The organism is Paractinoplanes pyxinae (assembly GCF_026626335.1).
Lineage (GTDB): Bacteria > Actinomycetota > Actinomycetes > Mycobacteriales > Micromonosporaceae > Actinoplanes > Actinoplanes pyxinae.
In genome coordinates this window covers 305,718-328,365 of sequence record NZ_JAPNTZ010000002.1, presented here as the reverse complement: position 1 = coordinate 328,365, position 22,648 = coordinate 305,718, and the positions used below count along the sequence as shown (strand labels likewise).

18 protein-coding genes and 1 riboswitch are annotated in these 22,648 nt (G+C 69.8%); of the genes, 4 read left to right on the top strand and 14 right to left on the bottom strand.

Annotation, left to right across the window (positions count from 1 at the left end; translation table 11 throughout):
- Positions 1-341: 341 nt before the first annotated feature.
- Entirely contained in the window at positions 342-839 is a 498-nt protein-coding gene (locus OWR29_RS06215) for a metallophosphoesterase family protein (RefSeq protein ID WP_267561538.1), read from the top strand.
- On the opposite strand, the gene OWR29_RS06210 is transcribed toward OWR29_RS06215, so the two are convergent.
- The 3 genes from OWR29_RS06210 to OWR29_RS06200 all read right to left on the bottom strand — a co-directional run bounded on the left by OWR29_RS06210 (position 830) and on the right by OWR29_RS06200 (position 6,292).
- Complete coding sequence (locus OWR29_RS06210; RefSeq protein ID WP_267561537.1) at positions 830-3,553, bottom strand: AAA domain-containing protein; 2,724 nt, start codon at positions 3,551-3,553, stop codon at positions 830-832. The two genes, OWR29_RS06215 and OWR29_RS06210, sit on opposite strands and share 10 nt — an antisense overlap.
- A 179-nt stretch (positions 3,554-3,732) precedes the next feature.
- Positions 3,733-4,824: an L-dopachrome tautomerase-related protein gene (locus OWR29_RS06205; protein ID WP_267561536.1), complete on the bottom strand. Its 1,092-nt coding sequence runs from the start codon at positions 4,822-4,824 to the stop codon at positions 3,733-3,735.
- Between the two features lie 43 nt (positions 4,825-4,867).
- The gene (locus tag OWR29_RS06200) at positions 4,868-6,292 is read right to left on the bottom strand and encodes a glycine hydroxymethyltransferase (protein ID WP_267561535.1); all 1,425 of its coding nucleotides are present in this window, start codon (positions 6,290-6,292) and stop codon (positions 4,868-4,870) included.
- Between the two features lie 19 nt (positions 6,293-6,311).
- A riboswitch (ZMP/ZTP riboswitch) is annotated at positions 6,312-6,403 on the bottom strand.
- Positions 6,404-6,459: 56 nt separating this feature from the next.
- Here OWR29_RS06200 and OWR29_RS06195 point away from each other — a divergent pair.
- Positions 6,460-8,016, top strand: a complete 1,557-nt coding sequence (locus OWR29_RS06195; RefSeq protein WP_267561534.1) for a cation:proton antiporter — start codon at positions 6,460-6,462, stop codon at positions 8,014-8,016.
- 47 nt (positions 8,017-8,063) lie between these two features.
- Here OWR29_RS06195 and OWR29_RS06190 read toward each other — a convergent pair whose 3' ends face one another.
- The 8 genes from OWR29_RS06190 to OWR29_RS06155 all read right to left on the bottom strand — a co-directional run bounded on the left by OWR29_RS06190 (position 8,064) and on the right by OWR29_RS06155 (position 18,035).
- A complete protein-coding gene (locus OWR29_RS06190) occupies positions 8,064-10,235 on the bottom strand; it encodes a glycoside hydrolase family 43 protein (protein ID WP_267561533.1) in 2,172 nt (723 codons plus the stop codon).
- Positions 10,236-10,562: 327 nt separating this feature from the next.
- Positions 10,563-11,423: a formylglycine-generating enzyme family protein gene (locus OWR29_RS06185; protein ID WP_267561532.1), complete on the bottom strand. Its 861-nt coding sequence runs from the start codon at positions 11,421-11,423 to the stop codon at positions 10,563-10,565.
- Between the two features lie 44 nt (positions 11,424-11,467).
- Entirely contained in the window at positions 11,468-12,883 is a 1,416-nt protein-coding gene (locus OWR29_RS06180; protein WP_267561531.1) for a sulfatase family protein, read from the bottom strand.
- The gene (locus OWR29_RS06175; protein WP_267561530.1) at positions 12,880-14,346 is read right to left on the bottom strand and encodes a sulfatase family protein; all 1,467 of its coding nucleotides are present in this window, start codon (positions 14,344-14,346) and stop codon (positions 12,880-12,882) included. The genes OWR29_RS06180 and OWR29_RS06175 overlap by 4 nt, the downstream gene beginning before the upstream one ends.
- On the bottom strand, positions 14,343-15,332 hold the full coding sequence (locus OWR29_RS06170; RefSeq protein ID WP_267561529.1) for an aliphatic sulfonate ABC transporter substrate-binding protein: 990 nt from the start codon (positions 15,330-15,332) through the stop codon (positions 14,343-14,345). The genes OWR29_RS06175 and OWR29_RS06170 overlap by 4 nt, the downstream gene beginning before the upstream one ends.
- Positions 15,329-16,090 (bottom strand): ABC transporter ATP-binding protein, encoded by a 762-nt coding sequence (locus OWR29_RS06165; RefSeq protein ID WP_267561528.1) that lies wholly within the window; start codon positions 16,088-16,090, stop codon positions 15,329-15,331. The genes OWR29_RS06170 and OWR29_RS06165 overlap by 4 nt, the downstream gene beginning before the upstream one ends.
- Positions 16,087-16,896, bottom strand: a complete 810-nt coding sequence (locus OWR29_RS06160) for an ABC transporter permease (RefSeq protein WP_267561526.1) — start codon at positions 16,894-16,896, stop codon at positions 16,087-16,089. Before OWR29_RS06160 ends, OWR29_RS06165 begins: the two co-directional genes overlap by 4 nt.
- Positions 16,893-18,035: an ROK family transcriptional regulator gene (locus OWR29_RS06155; protein WP_267561525.1), complete on the bottom strand. Its 1,143-nt coding sequence runs from the start codon at positions 18,033-18,035 to the stop codon at positions 16,893-16,895. The genes OWR29_RS06160 and OWR29_RS06155 overlap by 4 nt, the downstream gene beginning before the upstream one ends.
- 176 nt (positions 18,036-18,211) lie before the next feature.
- On the opposite strand from OWR29_RS06155, the gene OWR29_RS06150 reads away from it, so the two are divergent.
- Positions 18,212-19,165, top strand: coding sequence for an intradiol ring-cleavage dioxygenase (locus OWR29_RS06150; RefSeq protein ID WP_267561524.1), 954 nt, complete (start codon positions 18,212-18,214; stop codon positions 19,163-19,165).
- A gap of 143 nt (positions 19,166-19,308) precedes the next feature.
- Here the strand turns inward: OWR29_RS06150 and OWR29_RS06145 are convergent, their stop codons facing one another.
- Genes OWR29_RS06145 through OWR29_RS06135 form a run of 3 tightly spaced genes read right to left on the bottom strand, consistent with a single transcriptional unit; the run spans position 19,309 to position 21,302 of the window.
- Positions 19,309-20,535 (bottom strand): SLC13 family permease, encoded by a 1,227-nt coding sequence (locus OWR29_RS06145; protein ID WP_267561523.1) that lies wholly within the window; start codon positions 20,533-20,535, stop codon positions 19,309-19,311.
- Between the two features lie 9 nt (positions 20,536-20,544).
- On the bottom strand, positions 20,545-20,859 hold the full coding sequence (locus tag OWR29_RS06140) for an STAS domain-containing protein (protein ID WP_267561522.1): 315 nt from the start codon (positions 20,857-20,859) through the stop codon (positions 20,545-20,547).
- A 29-nt stretch (positions 20,860-20,888) separates the two neighbouring features.
- A complete protein-coding gene (locus OWR29_RS06135; protein ID WP_267561520.1) occupies positions 20,889-21,302 on the bottom strand; it encodes an ATP-binding protein in 414 nt (137 codons plus the stop codon).
- Positions 21,303-21,649: 347 nt separating this feature from the next.
- Between OWR29_RS06135 and OWR29_RS06130 the strand changes: the two genes are divergently transcribed.
- The gene (locus OWR29_RS06130; protein WP_267561519.1) at positions 21,650-22,465 is read left to right on the top strand and encodes an RNA polymerase sigma factor SigF; all 816 of its coding nucleotides are present in this window, start codon (positions 21,650-21,652) and stop codon (positions 22,463-22,465) included.
- Positions 22,466-22,648: the final 183 nt, after the last annotated feature.

The window sequence follows — 22,648 nt, the reverse complement described above, 5'->3', positions numbered from 1 at the left end:
CGCCCTAGGGAAGGCAGAACTCTCCTTCGTCCGTACGAGGGAAAGCGCTCCCCCGCGACCGACGCTAAGGAACGCGTTCATCGGCTGTCCATAGATGAACACGGTTCCGGAACTCAGCCGGTCTTGCGGTTGTCACAAAGACCCGGCTCGGCGGCCGCCCTCCAAGGTCATAAACCCAGGTCAATGCCGTACGACGGTCAGCTCGGCCGTCGAGGCAGGGCTCGATAACACAGACTTCGGAACCGGTTCCGGCGCGGATCGGAAAAAACGGCATGCCCGCCAATTCGGCCGATCTTGACCCGGAGAGCGCTTCCCGAAGCTTTGTTTCCTACTCTGGAACGATGCGTCTGGTCCTCACGAGCGACACCCATCTGCCCAAGCGCGCCCGCGACCTGCCGGCGCCGTTGTGGGCCGCGATCGACGCCGCCGACGTCGTGGTGCACGCCGGGGACTGGGTCGACGAGGCCGCGCTGAACGCCTTCGAGGCGCGCTCGGCCCGCCTGATCGCCTGCTACGGCAACAACGACGGCCCGGGCCTGCGGGCGAGACTGCCCGAGATCGCGTACGCCGACCTGGACGGGCTGCGGCTGGCGGTGATCCACGAGACCGGGCAGTCGACCGGCCGCACCGAACGCTGCGCGGCCCGCTTCCCCGACGTCGACCTGCTGGTCTTCGGGCACTCACACATCCCGTGGGACACGACCGCCGCGTCCGGGCTGCGGTTGCTCAACCCCGGCTCACCGACCGACCGGCGACGGCAGCCGTTCGCCACGTACCAGACCGCGGTGATCGAAGGCGGCAAACTGACCGACGTGACACTGCACCCGATTCAGAGGTAGCTGGCCAGCTCGAGGGCGGCTCGCCGGGGGTCATCCGCCCACCGGCTGGCGAAGGCGTCGCGCAGGCGCCAGCCCTTGCGAGCCAAGGCGCGTTGCCGGGCGAGATGCGCGGGCGGCCCGTCCGGGTGGGGTCCACAGAAGACGCCGACCGGGTTGCCGGGCGGGCCGATGCACAGGTCGATCGTCCAGCGGCCGACGGCGTACGCGGGCCGGGTCTCGACTCCGAGGCGGCTCAGCTCGGCCGCCAGCTCGGCAATCCAACCAGTTGGTTGGTTGCGGTCGGCGATGGGTTGCGGCTTTCCCGCGTACGCGAAAAAGTCGCCGACCAAGCCGTCGGCGTCCCCGAGGGCGGTGACCACGACGAGCCGCCGCCGGGCCCGGGTGACCATGACGTTGAACAGGTTGGGGTCGGCCACGAAGCGACGGCGGGCGGGCGGATCGTCCGGCGGCAGGCCCAGCGAGACGATCACGACGTCGGCCTCGCTGCCCTGGAAAGCGTGCACCGTGCCGGTGCGCAGGCCCAATTCCTCGATCTTCTCTACCGGGTACGCCTCGACGAGTGCCGCCTCGAGCGCGTCGGCCTGCGGACGGAACGGCGAGATCACCCCGATGCCGCGCGTGCCGGCCGCGGCCTCTTCCTCGACCAGCTTCAGCACCGCGGCCAGTTCGTCGGGCGCGCGCACGATGTCGATCGCGTCGGCGCCCTCGGTGGCCGGGGTGCGGGTGAGCACGTCGAGCCGGTCGCCGTAGAAGCGCCGCGCCGCGAAGCCGATCAGGTGCGGCACGCTGCGGTGATGCTCGGCCAGCCAGGTGGCCGGGGCGGCGCCGGCCGCGAGGTCGTAGGCGCTGACCCGGCGGACGTCGAGCCGCTCGTCCGCGCCGTGCCGCTGCAGCACTTCAGCCACGTCGACATCGCTGACGAACGAGACGAACCGCAACTGCCGCGGGTCGCCGACGACCATCGCTCGCTTCGCCCTAGCCAACACCGGCGCGGCCCGCACCTGGTCCACATGGGACGCCTCGTCCAACACCACCAGGTCGAACATCCCGGGCGCGGCGGGCAGCAGATCCTCGACGTCGGCCACCGTGCCGATCCAGAGCGGGAGAGCGCGTACCAACGGCTCGGCCGGCAATGCGGCCAGCAGCTCACGACGGCGGTTGCGCCCGGCCCGCAACGCGGCAGCCAGGTCCGCGGCCCCTCGGCGCGCGGCGCGGTCCCACCGTTTGCGGCTGCGGGCGGCCCGGCGCATGGCATCACCGACGGTCGCGGCCAGCCTTTCCTCGGCGTCGTGCAGGGCCTGCCACTGCGGCTCGAGGCTGGTGCCGCCGGTCGCGGCCAGCTGGGCGGCGGCTCGCTGCGCGGCGGCCGCGGCGAAGGCGTCGGTCACCCTTTCCCTCGGTACGTCTTTCCGCACGCGCAGCCGCCGCCGGGCCCACCACTTCGCGAGCGCGCCGCCGTCGAGCCGGTGCTCCAGCTTCGCCAGATCGGCGTCGCCGTCGAAGGCGCCGGGCACGTCCACGGCCAGCGCGGTCAGGCGCGGTTGCCATTCGGGCAGCTCGGCCGCTGTGGTTTCGAGGCTGAGGGCCGCGGTCAGACCGGCGCGAATATCCCGTACGGCGTCATGGGCTTTTCGAACTTGCTCGGCGTCCGCCTTGAGTTCGTCGTCGGACGCGCCGTGCTCGAGCCCCGCGGTCAGCTCGGCGGCCAGGCTCTCGCGGCGGGCCGCGTCCCCGAACAGCACCGGAACCGGCCCCGGATACCGTTCGAGCAGCCGGCTCAACACCTCAGCCGCATGCGGCGACTGCGTCGCCACCAGCACCGACCCACCCCGATGCACGACCTCGAGCGCCGCCGCCACGACGGTGTGGCTCTTGCCGTTACCCGGCGGCCCCGAGACCACGGTGATCGTGTCGTCCCGTACCCGGCTCACAACCTCAGCCTGAGCCTCGCTCAGCGGCATTGGCGACAAAACGGTCGCTTGGTCGCCGCCGCCTTTGCTTCCGCCGCGTTCGGCCGCGCCGCTGCCGTCTTCGCCGCGTTTGGCCGCTCGGCCCTCGTCTCCGCCGCGTTTGGCCGCCCGGCTTTCGTCCTCGTTGGCGTAGAGCGCGGCCAGTGCGGTGCCGGCCAGATCCCGCGACGCCCAGCTGCGCAAACTGTCGGCCAACCCGGCCCCGAAAACGTCCCGCACCACGAACAGCGCCGCCTCGGGCACCAGCACGATCCGGTCGTTGGGCGCCTTCCGATCGCCGGCCACCGCGTCCACCGGCAGTCCCGTAGCTTCGGCCGCCGACCACAGCCAGGCCTTGCTGCCGGTCGCCTCCAGCCAGCCCGGCCCGGCCACCCCCGGCGCCGCCTCCAACGCCGCGGCCAGCTTCCGATCCTCGATCAGCGGCGTGATCTCCACGTCCCCGGCCGGCACCACCCGATACCCCAGCAGCCCCCGCTCGAGCTGCACCGGCTGGCTGAGCAACGGCAGCCGGATCTTGCGCTGCTTGCCCTCGATCTCGGTCCGCCCGACCAGGAAGCCCCACCCACGCCGCAGCGGCCGCTCATCGCGATGCAACGCCCCGATCGCCGCGAGCCGATCAGCGTCCTTCTGCCGAGGCGCCCGCTCCGCATCCTCCAGCCACAGGAAGCGCCCGACATCGAGCACGCGGTCGCCCTTGGCCGGCGCAAGCTCAGCCAGCACAGCAAGAACAGTCGACGGCACCATCGCGGCCGAGGCTACCGCCCCGGCACGCAGGTTCGTGGCGGCGTCACGTCCCAGGCGATGACCCGACTCCGCCTGTTCTGCAATACGGCGTCGACCTCGATCTTGCCGCCGGCTTTCGATTTGCGACGCCCGGACTTTCGATTTGCGGCGGCGACACGTTCGATCCGCGACGGATACACCTACCGCAGGTTGATCGGGCCGGCGTCGATGGGCACCCGGAACAGGGAGTACGGGTATTGGCGACGGTCTTCGTCGTTCTGGTACTTGGCCTGGCGGTGCAGCTGGTTGGACGTGACGTAGAGGTAGCCGTCGGCCACGGACATCGTGTCGGGCCAGAGCAGGCGGGGGTCGTGGACCAGGGTTTCGACGGTGCCGTCGGGGAGGCGGCGCAGGACGGCGTTGTGCTCCCAGTCGGTCATGTAGAGGCGGCCCTGGTCGTCGGTTTCGAGGCCGTCCGATGCTCCGCCCTTGTCGCCCTCGTCGACGACCGTGGCGGACACGTCGGCGTCGCTCAGGCCGCGGTCGAACAGGGCCTCGGCCGAGACGCTGTGCCAGCGGCGGGAGATCAGCGGGCAGTAGTAGACGCGCGAACCGTCGGCGGCGATCGCGATGCCGTCGGCGCCCATTTTCACCGGCTCGGGCGGGCCGTCCTTGGGGCGTTCGAAGAACGGCTTGCCCTCAACCATGGGCAGCATGTCGGCCGGCTGGACGGCCTTGGTGGTGGGGTGCTCGTGCAGGCGACGCCAGGCCTCACCGGTGTGCAGGTCGACGACGATGAGGGCGTTGGGGCCCTGGTCGGACGAGTCGGTGATGAAGGCGGCATTGCGGCGCAGGTCGAAGCGGACGTCGTTCAGGTACGTCGTGGGGAGCGCGACGTCCTGGTCGAAGACGATGGTGCGTACGACCTGATTTGTCGCCAGGTCGACGCAGACCAGCTTCGGGCCGCCGTGCTGGGTGGGCTGGAACATCGGGCTGCCGGTGTCGAGGATCCACAGCCGGTCGGCCGGGTCGACCACGATGCTCTGCACCGACACGAACGCCTCGAGGTCGGCGTCGTCCCGCGGCGAGTTCCAGTCGATGTCCGGATACGGCACCACCTCGCCGTCGCGGATCTCGGCCACCGTGAAGCGCACATCGTCGCCCCACTTGGGGAAATTGACGAAGACCCTTCCCGTACGCGAGACGCTGACCCCCGTGGGCATCGGCCCGTCGTCGAAGGTGTGCACCGTTTCCAGGGTGCCGGCCGCTTGATCAGTCGGTTGTTCGCTCACCCCGGGGTGCGTACCCCGGGGTGAGGCGACGTAACGACAGTCGTCAGCCCAGATCGACGCTGGGGTAGAGCGGGAAGCCGGCCAGCAGCTCGTGGGCCTGCTTGTGCACCCTGTCCGACACGGCCGGGTCGAGGTGGAACTTGGCCTTCGACGTGGCGTCGGGCGTGGTTCCGCTGAGCACGGTGTGGATGAGCTCGGCGATCTGGTCCATCTCGGCCACGCCGAGGCCCCGCGACGTGAGCGCGGGCGTGCCGATCCGGATGCCCGAGGTGTACCAGGCGCCGTTCGGGTCGTTCGGGATGGCGTTGCGGTTGGTGACGACGCCGCTGTCGAGCAGCGCCTGCTCGGCCTGGCGACCGGTCAGACCGAACGGGTGCACGTCGATCAGCACCAGGTGGTTGTCGGTGCCGCCGCTGACCAGCTGCACGCCGCGCTTGCTCAGACCCTCGGCGAGGGCCTGGCTGTTGGTCACGATCTGCTGCGCGTACGTCTGGAATTCCGGCCGCCGGGCCTCGGCGAACGCGATCGCCTTGGCCGCCATGACGTGACCCAGCGGGCCGCCGAGCACCATCGGGCAGCCGCGGTCGACCTGGTCGGCCAGTTCGGGCTGGGCGAAGACGGCGCCACCGCGCGGGCCCCGCAGGCTCTTGTGGGTCGTCGTGGTGACGATGTGCGCGTGCTCGATCGGGTTGAAGTCGCCGGTGAAGACCTTGCCCGCGACCAGGCCGGCGAAGTGCGCCATGTCGACCATGAAGGTCGCGCCCACCTCGTCGGCGATCTCGCGCAGCGTCGCGAAGTTCACCTTGCGGGGGTACGCCGAGTAGCCACCCACGATGATCAGGGGCTTGAATTCGCGCGCGGTCTCGCGCAGGGCGGCGTAGTCGATCTGCCCGGTGGCCGGGTCGACGCCGTACGACCGCTGGTCGAACATCTTGCCGCTGATGTTGGGCCGGAAGCCGTGGGTGAGGTGGCCACCCGCGTCGAGGCTCATGCCGAGCATGCGCTGGTTGCCGAACGCCTGCCGCAGCTCGGCCCACTCGGCGTCGCTCAGGTTGTTGATCTGGCGCTTCTCGAACTTCTTGAGGTAGGGCACCTCGACCCGGTCGGCCAGGATCGCCCAGTACGCGACCAGGTTGGCGTCGATGCCGGAGTGCGGCTGCACGTAGGCGTACGGTGCGCCGAACAGGGCCTTGGCGTGCTCGACGGCGACCGACTCGACGGTGTCGACGTTCTGGCAGCCGGCGTAGAAGCGGCGGCCGATCGTGCCCTCGGCGTACTTGTCGGAGAGCCAGTTGCCCATGGCCAGCAGCACGGCCGGCGAGGCGTAGTTCTCACTGGCGATCAGCTTCAGCGACTCGCGCTGGTCGGTCAGCTCCTTGGCGATCGCGTCGGCGATGCGCGGCTCGACGGACCGCACGACCTCGAGGGCGGAGCGGAAGGCGGCGGACTCGGGATTCAGCTCGGGCATAAGGACCTCCCTATCACGGTGAAGAGGCCCAGGCGCACGGCAGGTGTCGTCATCAGACGAGGCCGCTCCCCGATGGTTGACCACCTTGACGCGCCAGTCACGGCCCGCCGACGAGCATACCGGTCTTGTTCTCCCGGCCGAAACCGTTGATCACTAGGGTAAGCGGAGTGAACGGCGTTCAGATCCTGCTCATCATCGGGCTGGGCATCGCGGTGTCGGCGCTCGCGCGCAAGCGGGGCGTCGAGCCCGGCATGATCATCGTGGTGCTGGCCGCGGGCGCGTCCTTCATCCCGGGGGTGCCGCGGCTGGAGCTCGAGAGCGAGCTGATCCTGGCCATCGTCATCCCGCCGCTGCTCTATTCGGCCACCCGCGGGGCGTCGTTCGCGAGCTTCGGGGCCAACCTGCGGGCCATCTGGACGCTCGGCGTGGTGCTGGTGGTGCTCTCCACCGGCGCCCTCGGCCTGCTGACGTCGTGGCTGCTGCCCACGCTCGGGCTGACGGTGGCTTTCGTGCTGGGCGCGGTGCTCGCGCCGCCGGACACGATCACCACCGTCTCGCACGGCGAGGAGATCGGCCTGCCCAAGCGGGCCACCTCGATCCTCACCGGCGAAAGCCTGGTCAACGACGCGACCGCGCTCACCCTGTTCAGCATCGCCGTGGCCGCCGTGAACGGTGAGCACACCACCTGGCAGGGCGGGGTCGGCGAGTTCTTCCGCACCGCGTCGATCGGGGTCGGCATCGGCGCGGCGTACGCGGTGATCGCCCTGTGGATCCGCAAGCGGCTGGGCAATCCGACGCTGGAGACCGCGCTGGTGCTGCTGGTGCCGTTCACCGCCTTCCTGACGGCCGAGGAGGTGCACGCCTCGGGCATCCTGGCCGTGGTCGTGGCCGCCTTCTCACTGAGCGTCAACCTCACCCTCGACCCGAAGCACCAGTACCCGGGCGCCTACCGGGCCCGGCTGCAGGAGGGCGAAGTCTGGCCGGTCATCGACTTCCTGCTGGAGACGTTCGTCTTCGCGTACATCGGTCTGCAGTTGAAATGGGTCTTGGAGGAGCTGGCCGACTCTGACGACCCCGGGCTGGGCCGCACGCTGGTCGCCGGCGCGGTGCTGCTGGTGGCGGCGATCGTGATCCGGCTGATCGGGGTCGAGGTGCTGTTCGGCCGGTGGACGGCCCGCGAGAAGCGGTCCGAGGAGCGGGCCAAGCAGGACGTCCGCTACCGCACCCGGCTGCAGGCCATGCGCGATCGCCGCCGGCAGCGACGCGGCGAGGACCCGCTGCCCGCCCCGACCCGCAACGAGCGCCTGCTGGTCGGCTGGACCGGCATGCGCGGCATCCTCACCCTGGCCGCGGCGGCCTCGATCCCCGAGCACACCTCGTCGGGTGAAGAGTTCCCGGGCCGGGCTGCCATCCAGGCCATCGCGCTGTTCGTCACCCTGGGCACCCTGCTGCTGCAGGGCACGACGGTGGGCTGGCTGGCCCGCAAGCTGAAGTTCGACCTGACCGCCGAGCGGGCCGCCACCGACGCCGAACGCGCGCGGGGCCGCGAGATCGTCGCCGAGGCCGCCGCCCAACCGGAGCCCGACGTCGACGCCGGCTTCGAGGCGCAGCGCCTGGCGCTGGGCAAGGCCGTCCGCGACCGCGAACTGAGCGAGGAGATCGCCCGCGAGCTCATCGAGGACATCGACCTGCGCCAGGCCGCCCGCCACACCGCGTCCTCATAACGACGCGGCGGCGTGCCGCACGAAGCGGGCCACCGCCGTGCTGTGAGTCAGCCGGCGGCGTACGTGCGGACGTAGTCAAAGCGCGCGGTGGCGCCCGTTCCGCCCATGGCCACCACACCAATGCGGAAGGGGCGCGGCATGGTCCAGGCCGCGCCCCACGTCCAGGTCACGCCGTCGCGGCTGGTGGCCATGCGGGCCACGCCGTCGCGGTGCAGCAGGCGCAGCCACATCGTGCCGGGGGCGGGACCGCCGAACGACGGGCCGGACCGGCCGCCGTCCTCCTTGGTGAACTCGGTCTGCTGCAGGAACGTGTTCGCGACGCCGTTGAGCGGCAGCACCGAGTGGGCCAGTTTCACGAATCGGTCATCGGTGTCGTAGAGCACGAGACCGGCTTGCTGATTTCCGCGTACGCCGTCGAACTGCACTTTCGTCTCGACCACGAACGGACCGGCCGGGGCGTCGCGCAGCAGGACCCCGGCGTTGTTGGCGCCCAGGGCGAGGTCGCCGGCCTGCGTCGGGCGCACGAGCGACCCGCCGCTCACCGTGACCGTCGCATCCGGCCGCACCCAACTCCAACCGGCATTCGGCGCGGTGGAATCAAATTCGTCCGAGTACGCCGGAAGGAGAGCCCCGACAACCGGATCGGCCACGCGGGTGGTGACCGGCACATACAGCGGGGCCGCACCCAGGTTGTCCACATCGGCCGCCCCGGACCGGGAGACCGCGCCGATCCGCCCGCCCGTGAAGGACGACGGCAGGGTCAGCGAGACCGTGGCCGTGTCCTGCAGCAGCCGGTCGGCCGAAACCGAGACGGTCAGCGAGGTTCCGCGCCGAGTCAGCACGATCGTGTGCCACGACTGGTAGTTGAAGTTGGCCGGCAGTGCCACCGAGCCCACGACCGCGCCGTCGACCACCAGCCGGCGTGCGGAGCTGTCGAGCCAGGCGGTCACCGAGCCGTACGAGATGCCGGCCGCCGTTCCCCGCACGTCCCCCTCGACCCGGACGTTGCCGGTGACCGATCCGGCGCTGAGCGAGGTGGCCGCCGCCGAGGTGGTGAGCAGCCCACCCGACCAGGAGAAACCGCCCGTGAAGCCGGCCGCGTTCCCGTCAAAGGTGCTGCCGACGGTCCAGGTGGTGACCGGTGCCTTCTCCGCCCCACGCGACGGCCCGGCGCCCGCGCGGACCACCGGCCAGCCGTTGATCCAGTCCAGCCGGTCGATCATCAGGGGCCGCTTGCTCAGGTTGAGCGTGGCGCCGTTGGCCCCGGTGACCGGCGGAAAGACGGGATCGTTCTGCGGGATCGCGTGATAGACCAGCCAGTCCTGCCCGGCCAGGTCGGTGGCGATGGCGTTGTGCCCGGGCCCGACCCAGCCGTTCCCGGAGGCGGCCAGCACGTCGCCGTCCTTGCTGGTCAGATCCGTGAGCGCGACGCCGGTCGGCGTGGTGAACGGACCCAGCGGCGACGTCGCGCGGCCCACCTTGACCGTGTAGCCGCTGAACGCGCCGTCGCAGCAGCCGCCGTCCGAATAGAACAGGTAGTAGTAGGCGCCGCGGTGAACGACGAAGCCGCCCTCCATGCGCCGGCCGTGGCCGATTTGCGTGACCGGACCGGCGATGGCGGTGCCGTCCGAGTTCATCCGGGCCACGCAGATGGTGTCGTAGCTCCCCCAGTACAGGTAGTACGAGCCGTCCGTGTCGGTGATCAGGGCCTGGTCGATAGTGCCGCTCGGACAGCCGCTGGCCGCCGGCAGGATCTGGCCGCGGTCAGTCCACGGGCCGTTGGGGCCGGAACTGGTGGCGAGCCCGATGCCACCGACCGACAGCGAGTAGGTCAGACGATAGGCGTTGTTGTAGTAGCGGATGTCCGGCGCCCACGGCCGGGTGCCGGCGGGCCACCAGGCCGGTTTCGCGGTGAGAGGGAAGACGTCGCCGGCGTAGGTCCAGTGCACCAGGTCGGGCGAGGTCAGAGTGGGGAGGATGTGCTCACCGGTCTCGCCGCGGCTGTTGAAGATCGGGTTCGTCGTTCCGTACGCCCACCAACGGCCGTCCTTGCCCTTGATGACCGCCGGATCGGGGAAGGTGTCGACGGCGCCGGCACTGACCGGATTCGTGTACGCCGCCGCGGCGCTCGCGGACGCGGCGTTCCCGGGCGCGTCGTTCGCGGGCGCGGCGTTCGCGAGCATGGCGGGCGCGGGCGCGGCTTGGGTCGAAGTTGGCACGGCGGCCGAAGCGGACGCGGCTCGGGCTTGGGCCGGACTGGGGGCGGCGGCGAAAGCGACGACGGTCAGGACAGAAACCCAGAGTGGGGTACGCGCGTGGGCCATCCGTGGCTCCCGGGGGCGAGTGGGGGTTGGGGATAACTTGCCGGCCCGAGGGGTGCGGGCTGGGCTTTCGGTCGTACGCGCCTGTGGATAACTCGGCCGGTCGGCTTGACAGCGCGTAGCGTGGGCCCGCCCCCTGGTGGGCGGGGTAGGCAGGTTGCCGGGGGTGGCAGATTGCGGTGGTAGGCAGATTGCGGGAGTAGGCGGGTTGGGGAGGGAAAACGGTCAGAGGGCGACGGTCCGGAAGCCCGTGTTACCGGTGGAGGAGTCCGGGGTGTTGGCGGAGCGGGCGGCGTTGCGGTAGCGGTTGCAGTACGAGTCGTGGCACAGGTAGGAGCCGCCGCGGATCACGCGGGCGGCGCCCGTTTTGGGGCCCCGAGGATCGTCCAGTGGGGACACTGCGTAGTAACTCGGCGAGAACCAGTCGGCGCACCACTCCCATACGTTGCCGATTGGTTGGTACAGGCCGTAGTCGTTGGGTTCGTAGGAGCGGGCCGGGGCCGTCGTGACCCAGCCGTCGTCGGCCGTGTTGACGGTGGGGAACGTGCCTTGCCAGATGTTGCAGGGCCACTCGGCGGGCAGGGTGTCGCCCCAGGGGTAGCGCTGGGACGGCTTTCCTCCGCGGGCGGCGCACTCCCACTCCGCTTCGGTCGGCAGGCGGCGGCCGGCCCAGGTGCAGTAGGCCTGGGCGTCGTTCCAGCTGACGTGGACGACCGGGTGGTCGTCGGCGGCGGTCGAGGTGGGGCCGGCGGGGTGGGCCCAGTCGGCTCCGGAGACGCCCAGCCACCACGGTGTGCCGGCCATGCGGCCCGCGATCTCGGATCCCTCGGCGACGGCCAGGTGGAACACCGCCGACCAGCCGTAGGTTTCGGCTTCCGTTCGGTAGCCGGTCGCCGCGACGAACTCGCGGTAGTCGCTGACGGTCACGGTGGTCGCATCGATTTCGTACGCGGGCAGTCGCACCGGGTGAACCGGCTGCTCGCCGTCCGGCCGGACGCCGTCACTGAACACATCACCCATGGCGAACGTCTGGCCGGGCACCGACGCCTGCGGCACCCGATGACGGCCGCGCGCCGTGATCTGCACCGACGGGAGAGACGAGTGCCCGCCGGACGGGCTGCAGCAGTGGCTCACGACGTCACCGGCCGGGGCTGGCTCGGGTGCGGCTTGTCGCCGAGGCGGGCCTGCTCGTTCCACATGGCCACGGTCAGGTCGTGCCGTACGGCCGCGTACGCCGGGTCCTCGTACACGTTGCGGGTCTCGGAGGGGTCGGCGGCGAGGTCGTAGAGCTCCCACTCGGGCGGGTAGGTTCCCCAGCCGGTGCCGGGCAGGCCGAGCCCGTCGTTGTAGAAGTAGATCAGCTTGTAGCGCGCCGTCCGGTAGCCGTAATGGGCCGGCGCCTTGTGAAAGACGTCGTCGTGCTCCCAGTAGCGGTAATAGACGCCCTCGGCCGCGATGTAGGCGGAATCGACCAGCAACGGCCAGAAGCTGCGGCCCTGCATGCGCGGATGAGCCGGGACGCCGGCCGCCTCCAGAATCGTCTGGGCCCAATCCACATTGGTCACCATCTCGTCAACGACTCCGGGCCCGACCCGCCTGGGGTACGACAGCACGAGCGGCATGCGGAGCGATTCCTCGTACATGAAACGCTTGTCGAACCACCCGTGGTCGCCGAGGAAGAAGCCTTGGTCGGAGGCGTACATCAGCATGGTGTCGTCGAAGTCGCCGCGGGCGCGCAGGAAATCGGTGACCCGCCCGACGTTGTCGTCGACGGATGCGACACAGCGCAGGTAGTCCTCCATGAACCGCTGGTATTTCCACAGCGCTTCTTTGTCGTACGAGAGTCCGGCCGGGGGTGGGCTTTTGAGGTCTTCGTGCGTGAGGTGCTCAGCGATCCGCATGGCCGCCCGGCGGGCCGACGACGTACGGGTCGCATAGTCGTCGTCGAATGTCGGCGGGAGCGGAATGGGATCGGTGAAGTTTTCCTCGGAACCGGCCGGCGGAACCCACGGCCGGTGCGGCGCCTTGTGATAGATCAGCGCGCAGTAGGGCTCGTCCGAGGGAAGGGACGCGATCCATTCGAGGGCCAGGTCGGTGATGATGTCGGTGGCGTAGCCGGTCACGACCCGCCGGCCCGATTCGCTCAGGAAGACCGGGTCGACGTACTCCCCCTGGCCGATCACCACGTCCCAGTAGTCGAAATGCTGCGGGTCGTGTCCCGGCCCGTCGCCCATGTGCCATTTGCCGACCATGGCGGTGCGATAGCCGGCTTCGCGCAACGCGCTCACGAAACTCGGCTGTGCGGCGTCGATCGGCGTGACCAGCGTGGTGACGCCGTTGACGTGGCTGTAGGTGCCGGTCAGGATGCTGGCCCGCGACGGCGAGCACAGCGAATTGGTGGCGAAGCAGTTGTCGAAACGCCGGCCGAGCCGCGCGATCTCGTCGATCCGCGGTGTCGTGTTGACCTTCGAGCCGTACGCCGAAATGGCGTGCGCGGCGTGGTCGTCGGTCAGGATCATGACGAAGTTCGGCCGGCGCCCGCTCATCGGTAGGACGCCTCGTCGAGCCCGCTGAGCGTCGGGTCGTGGTCGACCACGCCGACGTCGTACATCGAGGTCATCCAGTGGTAGAACCGGTCGTCCCGCTCCACCAGCAGAGCGTAGAGCCGCCGCATCATGCGGCCGACGACCGGAGCCATTTCCGGATGCCGGTAGATGTTGATCAGCTCGTCTGGGTCGCGTTCGAGGTCGTACAACTCGTTGGTCGAATCCGGGTTGACCACCAGCTTGTAGCGGTCCTCGCGAAGCATCCGCTGCGGGTACGGGAAATGGTGCCCGTGGAATTCGGCCACGATGTCCTGCTGCCACGAGGGGTGCTCGCCGCGCACGATCGGCGCCAGGCTGCGCGAGTCGACCGCCTGGTCAGCGGGCACGCCGGCCAGGTCGAGGATCGTCGCCGTGCAGTCGAGCAGGCTGACGAACTCGTCCCTGGCCTGCGGCGAAGCCCCCGGGATGCGCACGATTCCCGGCGTACGGTAGATGTCCTCATACATGGCCGGGCCCTTGTCGTGCAGGCGATGCGAGCCGGTGAACTCGCCGTGGTCACACGTGAAGAAAACCGTCGTCGCGTCGGCCAAGTTGAGCCGGTCGAGTTCGTCGAGAATGCGCCCGACCTGCTCGTCGATCAGCGTGACGTACCCCCAGTAGACCGCGATCAGCTTGCGGGTGACCTCGATCGGCATGGTGTCGAACGTCCAGTGCTCGCTGTAGTTGCGCTGCACCGGCGGCTTGCCCTCGAACGTCTCGGCGATCGACTTCGGCAGGTCGACCACGGCCGGGTCGATCAGGTCGAAGTATTCGTCGGGAACGATGTACGGCAGGTGCGGCCCGAAGAAGTGGGTCGCCAGATAGAACGGCTTCCCCTCGGAGGCGTAGGCGCGCAGCATCTCGATCGTTCGCGTCGCCATGTAGTACTCGAACGTCGCCTCGACCGGTTGCTGCAGTCGGGCGGCGAGCAGATTGCCCGGCCCGCCATTGGGCAACGTCCCGCGAATGTGGTCCGTTATCGCGTACGGCGGAAGGTCGTTCTCTTTCAGATAGGCCTGATAGTCCTCGTGCTCGACCGGATTGTGCCAGCCCGGCAGGTGCGGCCCGTCGAACCCGTAGTCGGCCGGCGCCTTGAGCGTGCCCGCATGCCATTTGCCGATCAGGCCCACGTTGTAGCCCTGCTCGCGCAGCGCGACCGGAAAGGTGAACGTGCCGTCCGGCAGATCCTCCTGATAGCCGACGTTGCGCTCGTGGTTGGCCAGCACCTTGTGCCGGAAGGGGGCCTGCCCGGTGAGCAGGCTGGCCCGGGCCGGCGTACAGATCGCGGTCGGCGTGTACCAGCGGTCGAAACGCGTGCCGGTCGCGGCGAAGCGGTCCAGGTTCGGCGTACGCACATGCGGATTTCCGTACGCCCCGAGCGTGTCGACCCGGTGCTGGTCGGTCATCAGGAAGAGGAAGTTCACTTCGAAGCTGCCCCGGTGAAGGTCTCGCCCAGGTAGTACGACTTCGGGTCGGGGTTCTCGGTCAGCTTCTTGGCGCCGACGAAATAGTCGCCCATGCCCTTGAGCCACTTGTCGATCGTGCCGTCGGCCGTGTAGCCGTCGAGGGTCTTCGAGTCGAGCATCTTGCTGTTGCCGGCGTCGGCCTTGACCGCGTCCACCGGCTGCTTGAGCAGGGCCGCGGTGAGCTCGACGGTCTTGTCGCCGTTGGCCGCCCGGTAGTCCATGGCCTCGCGCAGCACCTGCACGACCTTGGTCACCTTGTCGTCCTGCTGGGCCACCTCGTTGCCGGCCACGAAGGCGGTCGGGAACGAGACGGTGGACGAGAAGTCCTCGTTCTTGGCCAGCTCGACCAGGTCCGGCTTCTTCTGCTTGATGTTGTTGAGCAGCGGGTACCAGATGCCGGCGGCGTCGATCTGGCCCGCGGCGAAGGCCGAGACGATGGTGGCCGGGTCCATCGGGACGCGCTGGACGTCGCTCGCCGACAGCCCCGCCTTCTGCAGGGCCAGGGTGAGGATCATGTCGCCCGAGGTTCCTTCCGGTACGCCGACCTTCTTGCCCTTGAGCTGTGCGAGATCAGTGATGCCGGGCTGGGCGATCACCCGGTCGGCGTTGCCCAGCGAGTTCAGCGCCACGATCTTGGCCTTGCCCGAGGCGGGCAGCCACACCGCGCCCGGCCCGATGTAGCCGAAGTCGAGGTCGCCCGCGTTGATGGCGGTGATCTGCAGCGGGCCGTTGGTGAAGACCTTGGTGCTCACCTCGAGGCCGTGCTTGGCCCACAGCTTCTGGTCGTCGGCCACGGCCAGCAGGCTGGTGCCGTTGTAGTCGGCGATGTACCCGAAGTTGACCTTCGTGGTGCCACCTTCGGACGAGGCGTTGTCATCGGATGATCCGCACGCGGCCAAGCTCAAGAGCGAGGCCGCCGCGAGGGCGGCAACAAGGCGTTTCATGCAACTGGCTCCTGGTGATAGACGGCGCTCCAGACGCGGTTGCGCAGGGCCGTGAAGGCGGGGCTGAGCCGGAGCTCTTCGGTGCGGGGATAGGGCAGGTCGACGTCGATGACCTCGACGATCCGGCCCGGGCGGGCGGCCATGACGACGACCCGGCTGGCCAGGAAGACCGCCTCGTCGACGTCATGGGTGATGAAGACGACGGTGCGTTTCTCCTGGCTCCAGGTCTGGAGCAGCTGTTCCTGCAGGCGGACCCGGGTCAGCGCGTCGACCGCGCCGAACGGCTCGTCCATGAGCAGGATCGACGGGTTGACCGCGTAGGCGCGGGCGATGGCGCAGCGCTGCTTCATGCCGCCGGAGAGCGTGCGGGGCAGCGCGTCGGCGAAGTCGTGCAGGCCGACCAGGTCGATGAAGTGCTGGGCGCGGTCGCGCCGCTCCCGGCTGGGCACTCCGGCCGTACGCAATCCGAATTCGACGTTCTTGCGGACCGTCAGCCAGGGGAAGAGCGCGTACTGCTGGAAGATCACGCCGCGGTCGGGCCCGGGGCCGGTGATCTTGGATCCACGGACCAGCGCCTGCCCGGCGTCCGGCGTTTCCAGGCCGGCCAGGATGTTCATCAGCGTGGTCTTGCCGCAGCCACTCGGCCCGACGATGGTGACGAACTCGTTCTCGGCCACGCTGAGGGACACATCGTCCAGCGCGACAAATCGGTCGTTCTTCAGCGGGAAGGCCTTGCCGACCCGGTCAATGGCAATCATCGGCGCTCCTGCCAGTTCGTCAGGCGGCGCTCGGCGAACAACAGGACCCGGTCCATCAGCAGGCCGAGCACGCCGATGCTGATCAGCCCCACGAAGATCGTGGGCAGGTCGTAGTAGAGCTGCGCGCTCTGCATGCGGTAGCCGAGGCCCTGCTGGGCGGCGATCAGCTCGGCCGCGACCAATGTGGCCCACGACGAGCCGAGGCCGACCCGCATGCCGACCAGGATGAACGGCATGGACGCCGGCACCACGACCCGCGCGAAGATCGTGCCGTCCTTGGCCCCGAGCACCCGGGCCGCGTTGATCAGTGTCTTGTCGACCCCGACGACGCCCTGGAAGGTGGCGATCACGCAGGCCAGGAACGAGGCCAGGAAGATGACGAAGATCTTCGGGGTCTCGCCGATGCCCATCAGCACGACGGCCAGCGGGATGATCGCGAGCGGCGGGATGGTGCGGAAGAACTGCACCCACGGCTCGATCAGGCCGCGCACGATGCCGTACCAGCCCATCAGGAAGCCGACCGGGATCGCCAGCGCGACGCCGAGGACGAACCCGGCCAGCACCCGGCCCAGGCTGGCCAGCACGTCGTCGGCCAGGGTGCCGTCGGCGATCAGCTCGCCGCCGCGTTTCAGCACCTCGGGCGGCGCCGGAATGTCGTAGCCGGCCAGCGAGAAGCCCCACCAGATCCCGATGCCGAGAACGACGGAAAGACCGTTCCAACCCCATTTCGGTACGCCGCGACGACGGCGCTCCTCGGTCGGCGGACTGCCGGTGGTCGTCTCGGCGCCCACCTGGACGACGGTCATGAACGGCTCCCAGGGACGGCGGACGGATAGTCGGCGAGCAGCGGCGACTGCAGGAAGCAGGCGGTGATGGCGCCCCGGGCGCCGTCGTCGTCGCCCAACCGGGCGGCCCGGATCAGCGGCCCCGAGCCGACCGGGATCATTTCGGTCGCGATGACGGCGGCGGCGCCGGCCACGATCTCGGGTACGGCGAACGGCAACGGGCCGCCGATGACGATCAGCTCCGGGTTGAGGATGAGGGCCGCGTCGGCGAGCACCCGGCCGAGCGCGTCGGCGGCCCGGTCGGTAGCGGCCCGAACCCTCGGCTCGTCCCGCCGGACGGCCAGTTCACCGAGGTCGTCGACGCCGGCCGCGGCCAGCACGGGACGCACCGCGGCCACCGTCTCGAGGCAGCCGCGCTTCCCGCAGCGGCAGATGCCACCGGACGGGTCGACCTTGACGTGCCCGAACTCCCCGGCCGCGCCGCCCGCGCCGGAAACCAACCGGCCGCCGACCACCAGACCCCCGCCGATGCCGTCGGCCAGCCGCACGTACAGGACGTCGCCGGCCTCGGTCTCGCCGCTCGCCTCGGCCAGGGCGGCGAACCGGGTGTTGTTGTCGACGAGGACGGGCGCCGCGAACCGCTCGGCGAACGCGGCCAGCACGTCCTGCCGGGAGCCGCCGGCCGGGTAGGGCCCGGCGACCCCCACGCCGATGCCCTGCAGCGCGGCGAGGTTGATGCCTTGCTCGCTGGCGATCCGGTCGACCAGATCGACACCGGCAGTCAGCCGCCGCGGCCACGAGCTGCCGGGCGGATATTCGTCGACGCCGCTCGCGATGATCTCGTGGGTCGCGTCGGCGACCGCCACGCGCGCCCGGGTGTGCCCGAGGTCGACGCCGAGGAACTGGCCCGACCGCGGGTCGAGCGCCAGCAGTTCGGCCGGGCGCCCGCTACCCGCCCGGTCACGTGCGTCGGTGTTCACCACGACGATCGCGCCGCGGGCCAGCAGGTCGCCCGTTATCTCGGACAGAGTGGTGCGGGAAAGCCCGGACCGGGCCGCGATCTGAGCCCGGCTGAGCCCGCCACGTTCACGCAGAATCGCCAGCACACGCTCCTCATGAGCGCGTCTGACCAGCGCATGAACGCCTCCGGATCCGGACACGAGGCCACCGTAGGCGGGGCCGAATTTTTCCGTCAACAGTCCGGCAGAATTATCTCTTCTAAACCGGTAGGAAAACTTCCTGGGTAACGCGCCTGTCACAGCCCGGTCAAAGGAATTCCACAAGAAACGGACTTACTGTGACCGAAACACCGCGAGCCGCACGATGGGAGAAACCGATGTCCAAGGACCCGAGACCGACGTACCAGGGACGGCGCCTGCCCCGGCCCGACGAGGAGGTCGTCGACCAGGGCCTCGGGTTCGATCTGGGTACGTTGATGAGCCGCCGCCGCCTTCTGCGGGGGTTCGGCCTCGGGGCGGCCGCGATCGGCCTGGCCGCGTGCAGCAGCAACAATTCGTCGTCCGGCACGGCGACGCCGACCGCCTCGACCGCCTCCGGCGAGATCCCGGACGAGACGGCCGGCCCCTACCCCGGCGACGGGTCGAACGGGCCGGACGTCCTAGAGCAGAGCGGCGTGGTCCGCAGCGACATCCGGTCGAGCTTCGGCACGGCCAGTGGCACCGCCGAGGGCGTACCCATGACTCTCGAGCTGACCGTTCTCGACATGGCCAATGACAACAAACCGTTCACCGGCACGGCCGTCTATGTGTGGCACTGCGACCGCGCCGGGCAGTACTCGATGTACTCCGAGGCCGTCCAGAACGAGAACTACCTGCGCGGCGTCCAGATCGCCGACGACTCGGGCCAGGTGAAGTTCACCAGCATCTTCCCGGCCTGCTACTCCGGGCGCTGGCCGCACATCCACTTCGAGGTCTACCCCAGCCAGGCCGACATCACCGACGCCACCAAGGCCATCGCCACCTCCCAGGTCGCCCTGCCCGAGGACGCCTGCGACAAGGTGTACGCCACCACCGGATACGAGGCCTCGGTGACCAACCTCGGCCAGATCAGCCTGGACAGCGACAACGTCTTCGGCGACGACTCGGCGGCGCTTCAGCTCGGCAGCGTGACCGGCGACGTCTCGAGTGGGTACGCCGTGTCGCTGACGGTCAAAGTGGACACCACGACCACCCCCAGCGGTGAGCAGGCGCCCGGAGGCGGCGGCCCCGGTGGCCCGGGCGGACCTCCGAGCGGCGCTGACGGCGCCCCGAGCGGCGCCCCGCCCGCGTAAACGGTTCCGTAACCGGTTTTACTTGCCTGTAACAGTTACATCGACAAGACTGACTGCGTCGGACGCACCCCGCCGCCGATCCCCCACCGGATCACCTCGGCCGTTCCCCGGACCGATACCGGCGCGGCGGCGAGGGTGCGCCCCTAACTCGCGATCTTCAAGCTCAGCCAGAGCGCGAGCACGCCCGCGATCAGCGCCGGCGGCACGGTCAGCAGCCCCAGCCGTAGAAAGTCGCGCGGATCCGGCGCCGCGTCGTGCGTGTGCAGAACTTGTCGCCACAGCAGCGTGGCCAGCGAGCCCACGTAGGTCAGGTTCGGGCCCACGTTCACCCCGATCAGCATGGCCAGCAGCAGCGCCGGGCTCGACTCCACGACCGGCAGCATCACCAGCGTCGCCGGCAAGTTGTTGAGCAGGTTGGCCAGCGCGGCGGCCAGGAAGGCGACCGCCAGCAGGCCGAGCAGGTCGGCATGGTCGGGGGTGATCGCGTGGATCAGGTTCTCGAGGCCGTGCTGCTGCACGGCGAGCACGACGATCCCCAGGGCGAGCACGAACGCGCAGAACGCCGGGTTGGCCTCGCGGATCAGCGTGCCAACCGGCACCCGGCGGGGCACGGCGAGCAGGATCGCGCCGGCCACGGCGACCCAGGCCGGGTGGACGCCGAACGAGTGCGAGACGGCGAAGCCGACCAGCGTCACGGCCAGGACGATCAGCGCGTAACGCGGCGCCGGGCCGTTGCCGGGCTCGGGGCGTGGCTGCTCCCGGACCCGCAGGTCACCGGCGAAGTAGACCCGGAAGACCAGGTACTCGACGGCGATCACGGCGATCCAGGGCAGCGTCATCAGGCCGGTGAAGCCGAGGAAGGTGAGCCCGCTGGCCGCGAAGGCGAGCAGGTTGGTCAGGTTCGAGACGGGCAACAGCAGCGACGCTGAGTTGGCCAGGTGCGCGGCGGCGAAGGCGGGCGGCCGCGAGCGAGCGCCGACCCGGGCGGCGGCGGCCAGCACGACCGGGGTCAGCAGCACGACGGTCGCGTCCAGGCTCAGGAAAGCGGTGGTCAGGGCGGCCGCCACGAAGACCGCCCCGAGCAGGCGGGTGGGCTGATCTCCGCCTCGACGAGCCGCGACAGTTCCCGCGTACCGGAAAACGCCATGCTCACCCGCGAGATGAGCCAGCACGAGCACGGCGGCCAGAAAGCCCACGGTCGGCCCGAGCTCACGGACCTCGGCCACAGCGTCGTCCCACGACACGAAGCCGGCCCCGATCACGACGGCAGCCGCGGGCACGGCGGCCACCGCCTCGGGCAGACCGCGCGGCCGGACGACGGCGAAGGCCAGCACGACAGCCAGCAGCACCGCCGAAAGGATCAAGGACACCGCGGCAGGTTACGAGTCGAACAGCTCCTGCGCACCTGAGACGTTCAGCACGCGGGCCACCCCGGCCTGCGCGTTGACCACGCGGAAGCCGACGCCGACGGCCAGAGTCGCGTTGTAACCGTCGATCAGCGCGCCGAGCGCCTCGGAGTCGAGAAAGGTGACGTCGGCGAGGTCGACGACGATCCGCCCGGCCGTGCCGAGCGCGTCGACGATCATCGCGTGCAGGTCGTCACGGGAGTTGATGTCCAGCTCGCCGTGGGGCCGCAGAACCGTCGCGGCCGGGTCGGCCGTGTGATCCTGGCCGATCTGGTAGGAGTCCGCCACGGGGGCATTTCTACCAGCACGACGGGGATTCAGCCCGGGAAGCTGGCCCAGACATTCTTGGTCGAGCTCGTGCGGTACCAGCCGACGTCGATCGCGAAAGTCTTCGTGAGCTGCAGTCCCAGCCCGCCGGCGCCCAGCGGTCGCCCCTGGTCAAGCTCTGGGAGCGTGCCCATATCGTGATCCGCCACGTCGAGGATCAGATGGTCGTCCTCGCGGAGCAGCCGCACCTCGGTCGGCGGCAGCCCGTGCCGCAGGGCGTTGGTGGCCAGCTCGGTGGCGACCACGGCCATCTTGTCGAAGAGATCGTCGACCTCGTCGGTGTGCGTCTCGATCGCCTCGCGCAGGGCGGCCCGCAAAGTGCGCAGCTCACCGAAGCTGTCGAGCGTCCAGCAGCGCAGCTCGACGGCCGCCGGGTGGGGAGCCGAGGAGCGCAGAGCAGACATGGTCCTCATCTTTCCCGGTCGGATGTGTTTGACACTGGCCCGTGCGGGTCACCACTAACACCGTACGGACTAATCCCTCGAACGGAGGATCCAGGGTTCTCGATCTTCCGAGGCAGCACCCATGATCCGCTGCGTATATTTGCTATCACGCAAAGTAACTCATACTTTCGGCTAGTCTTCTCTGGTCTTGTCGGCTAGGTTGGTCATATCCGAACGGCCTAGTGTGCGCGGACGGCAGTTTCCACATCGAAAGCTGTCGACCAGTAGATAGGGACACCCGACCGACCCGGGCCCCGCTTTTTCAGCGGAGCCGGCTCTCCGGACAGGTGCCAGGGAGGACCACCGACATGACCGTCACCGAGACCACCACGAGCGTTGAAGTCAGCGCCGTCCCGGCCGCCGCGAGCGCCCCGGTCGACAGCGCCGCCGAACTGCTGAACGCGATGGCCGCGATGCCCGCCGGTCACCCGTCGCGCGCCTCGCTGCGCGACCGCGCGATCGAAGCGTGGCTGCCGCTGGCCCGCCACCTCGCCCACCGCTACTCCGGCCGCGGCGAGCCCACCGACGACCTCGTCCAGACCGCGACCGTCGGCCTCATCAAGGCCGTCGACAAGTTCGACCCCGAGCGCGGCGTCGACTTCGCGGGCTACGCGATCCCCACCATCATCGGCGAGATCAAGCGCCACTTCCGCGACCGCACCTGGTCGGTCCGGGTGCCGCGCCGCCTGCAAGAGCTGCGCCTGGCCATCACCGAGGCCAACGCCACCCTGACCCACAGCCTGGGCCGCTCCCCGACAGTCGCCGACGTGGCCACCCACCTCGGTGTCACCGAGGAAGACGTGCTGGAAGGCCTGGAGGGCGCCCGCGCCTACAACGCCACGTCGCTGTCGACCCCGATCAGCGCCGACGGCACCACCGAGCTCGGCGACACCCTCGGCGGCGAGGACTACGAGTACGAACTGGCCGAGACCCGCGTCGCCCTAGGCCCCGCCCTGGCGACCCTCGACGAGCGCGAGCAGAAGATCCTGACGCTGCGCTTCTACGGCAACCTGACCCAGTCGCAGATCGCCGACCAGATCGGCATCAGCCAGATGCACGTCTCGCGCCTGCTGACCAAGGCCCTCACCAAGCTGCGCGGCCAGCTCTCCGCCGACACCCTGTAAGACCCCAGTCGTTCGTGGCCGGCCCGGTTCGGGCCGGCCACGAGTGTCTCCAGCGGTTTCTCCTGCCTGCCTGCTGCGCTCGATGCCCGGGCCGGCCCTCACCGCAATGGCCGACTCCCTGCCCGGCACGCTCCGCGCCGCGCGAAGCGTTGACAGCCCCCGGCAACTCCCGCCCGCCGCCTC

What these genes read in the sequence shown, in the direction of transcription:
- OWR29_RS06180 (WP_267561531.1), bottom strand. Translation starts at nt 12,883, where the DNA reads ATGAGCGGGCGCCGGCCGAACTTCGTCATGATCCTGACCGACGACCAC.
- OWR29_RS06150 (WP_267561524.1), top strand. Translation starts at nt 18,212, where the DNA reads ATGTCCAAGGACCCGAGACCGACGTACCAGGGACGGCGCCTGCCCCGG.
- OWR29_RS06130 (WP_267561519.1), top strand. Translation starts at nt 21,650, where the DNA reads ATGACCGTCACCGAGACCACCACGAGCGTTGAAGTCAGCGCCGTCCCG.
- OWR29_RS06135 (WP_267561520.1), bottom strand. Translation starts at nt 21,302, where the DNA reads ATGTCTGCTCTGCGCTCCTCGGCTCCCCACCCGGCGGCCGTCGAGCTG.
- OWR29_RS06170 (WP_267561529.1), bottom strand. Translation starts at nt 15,332, where the DNA reads ATGAAACGCCTTGTTGCCGCCCTCGCGGCGGCCTCGCTCTTGAGCTTG.
- OWR29_RS06200 (WP_267561535.1), bottom strand. Translation starts at nt 6,292, where the DNA reads ATGCCCGAGCTGAATCCCGAGTCCGCCGCCTTCCGCTCCGCCCTCGAG.
- OWR29_RS06210 (WP_267561537.1), bottom strand. Translation starts at nt 3,553, where the DNA reads ATGGTGCCGTCGACTGTTCTTGCTGTGCTGGCTGAGCTTGCGCCGGCC.
- OWR29_RS06165 (WP_267561528.1), bottom strand. Translation starts at nt 16,090, where the DNA reads ATGATTGCCATTGACCGGGTCGGCAAGGCCTTCCCGCTGAAGAACGAC.
- OWR29_RS06215 (WP_267561538.1), top strand. Translation starts at nt 342, where the DNA reads ATGCGTCTGGTCCTCACGAGCGACACCCATCTGCCCAAGCGCGCCCGC.
- OWR29_RS06160 (WP_267561526.1), bottom strand. Translation starts at nt 16,896, where the DNA reads ATGACCGTCGTCCAGGTGGGCGCCGAGACGACCACCGGCAGTCCGCCG.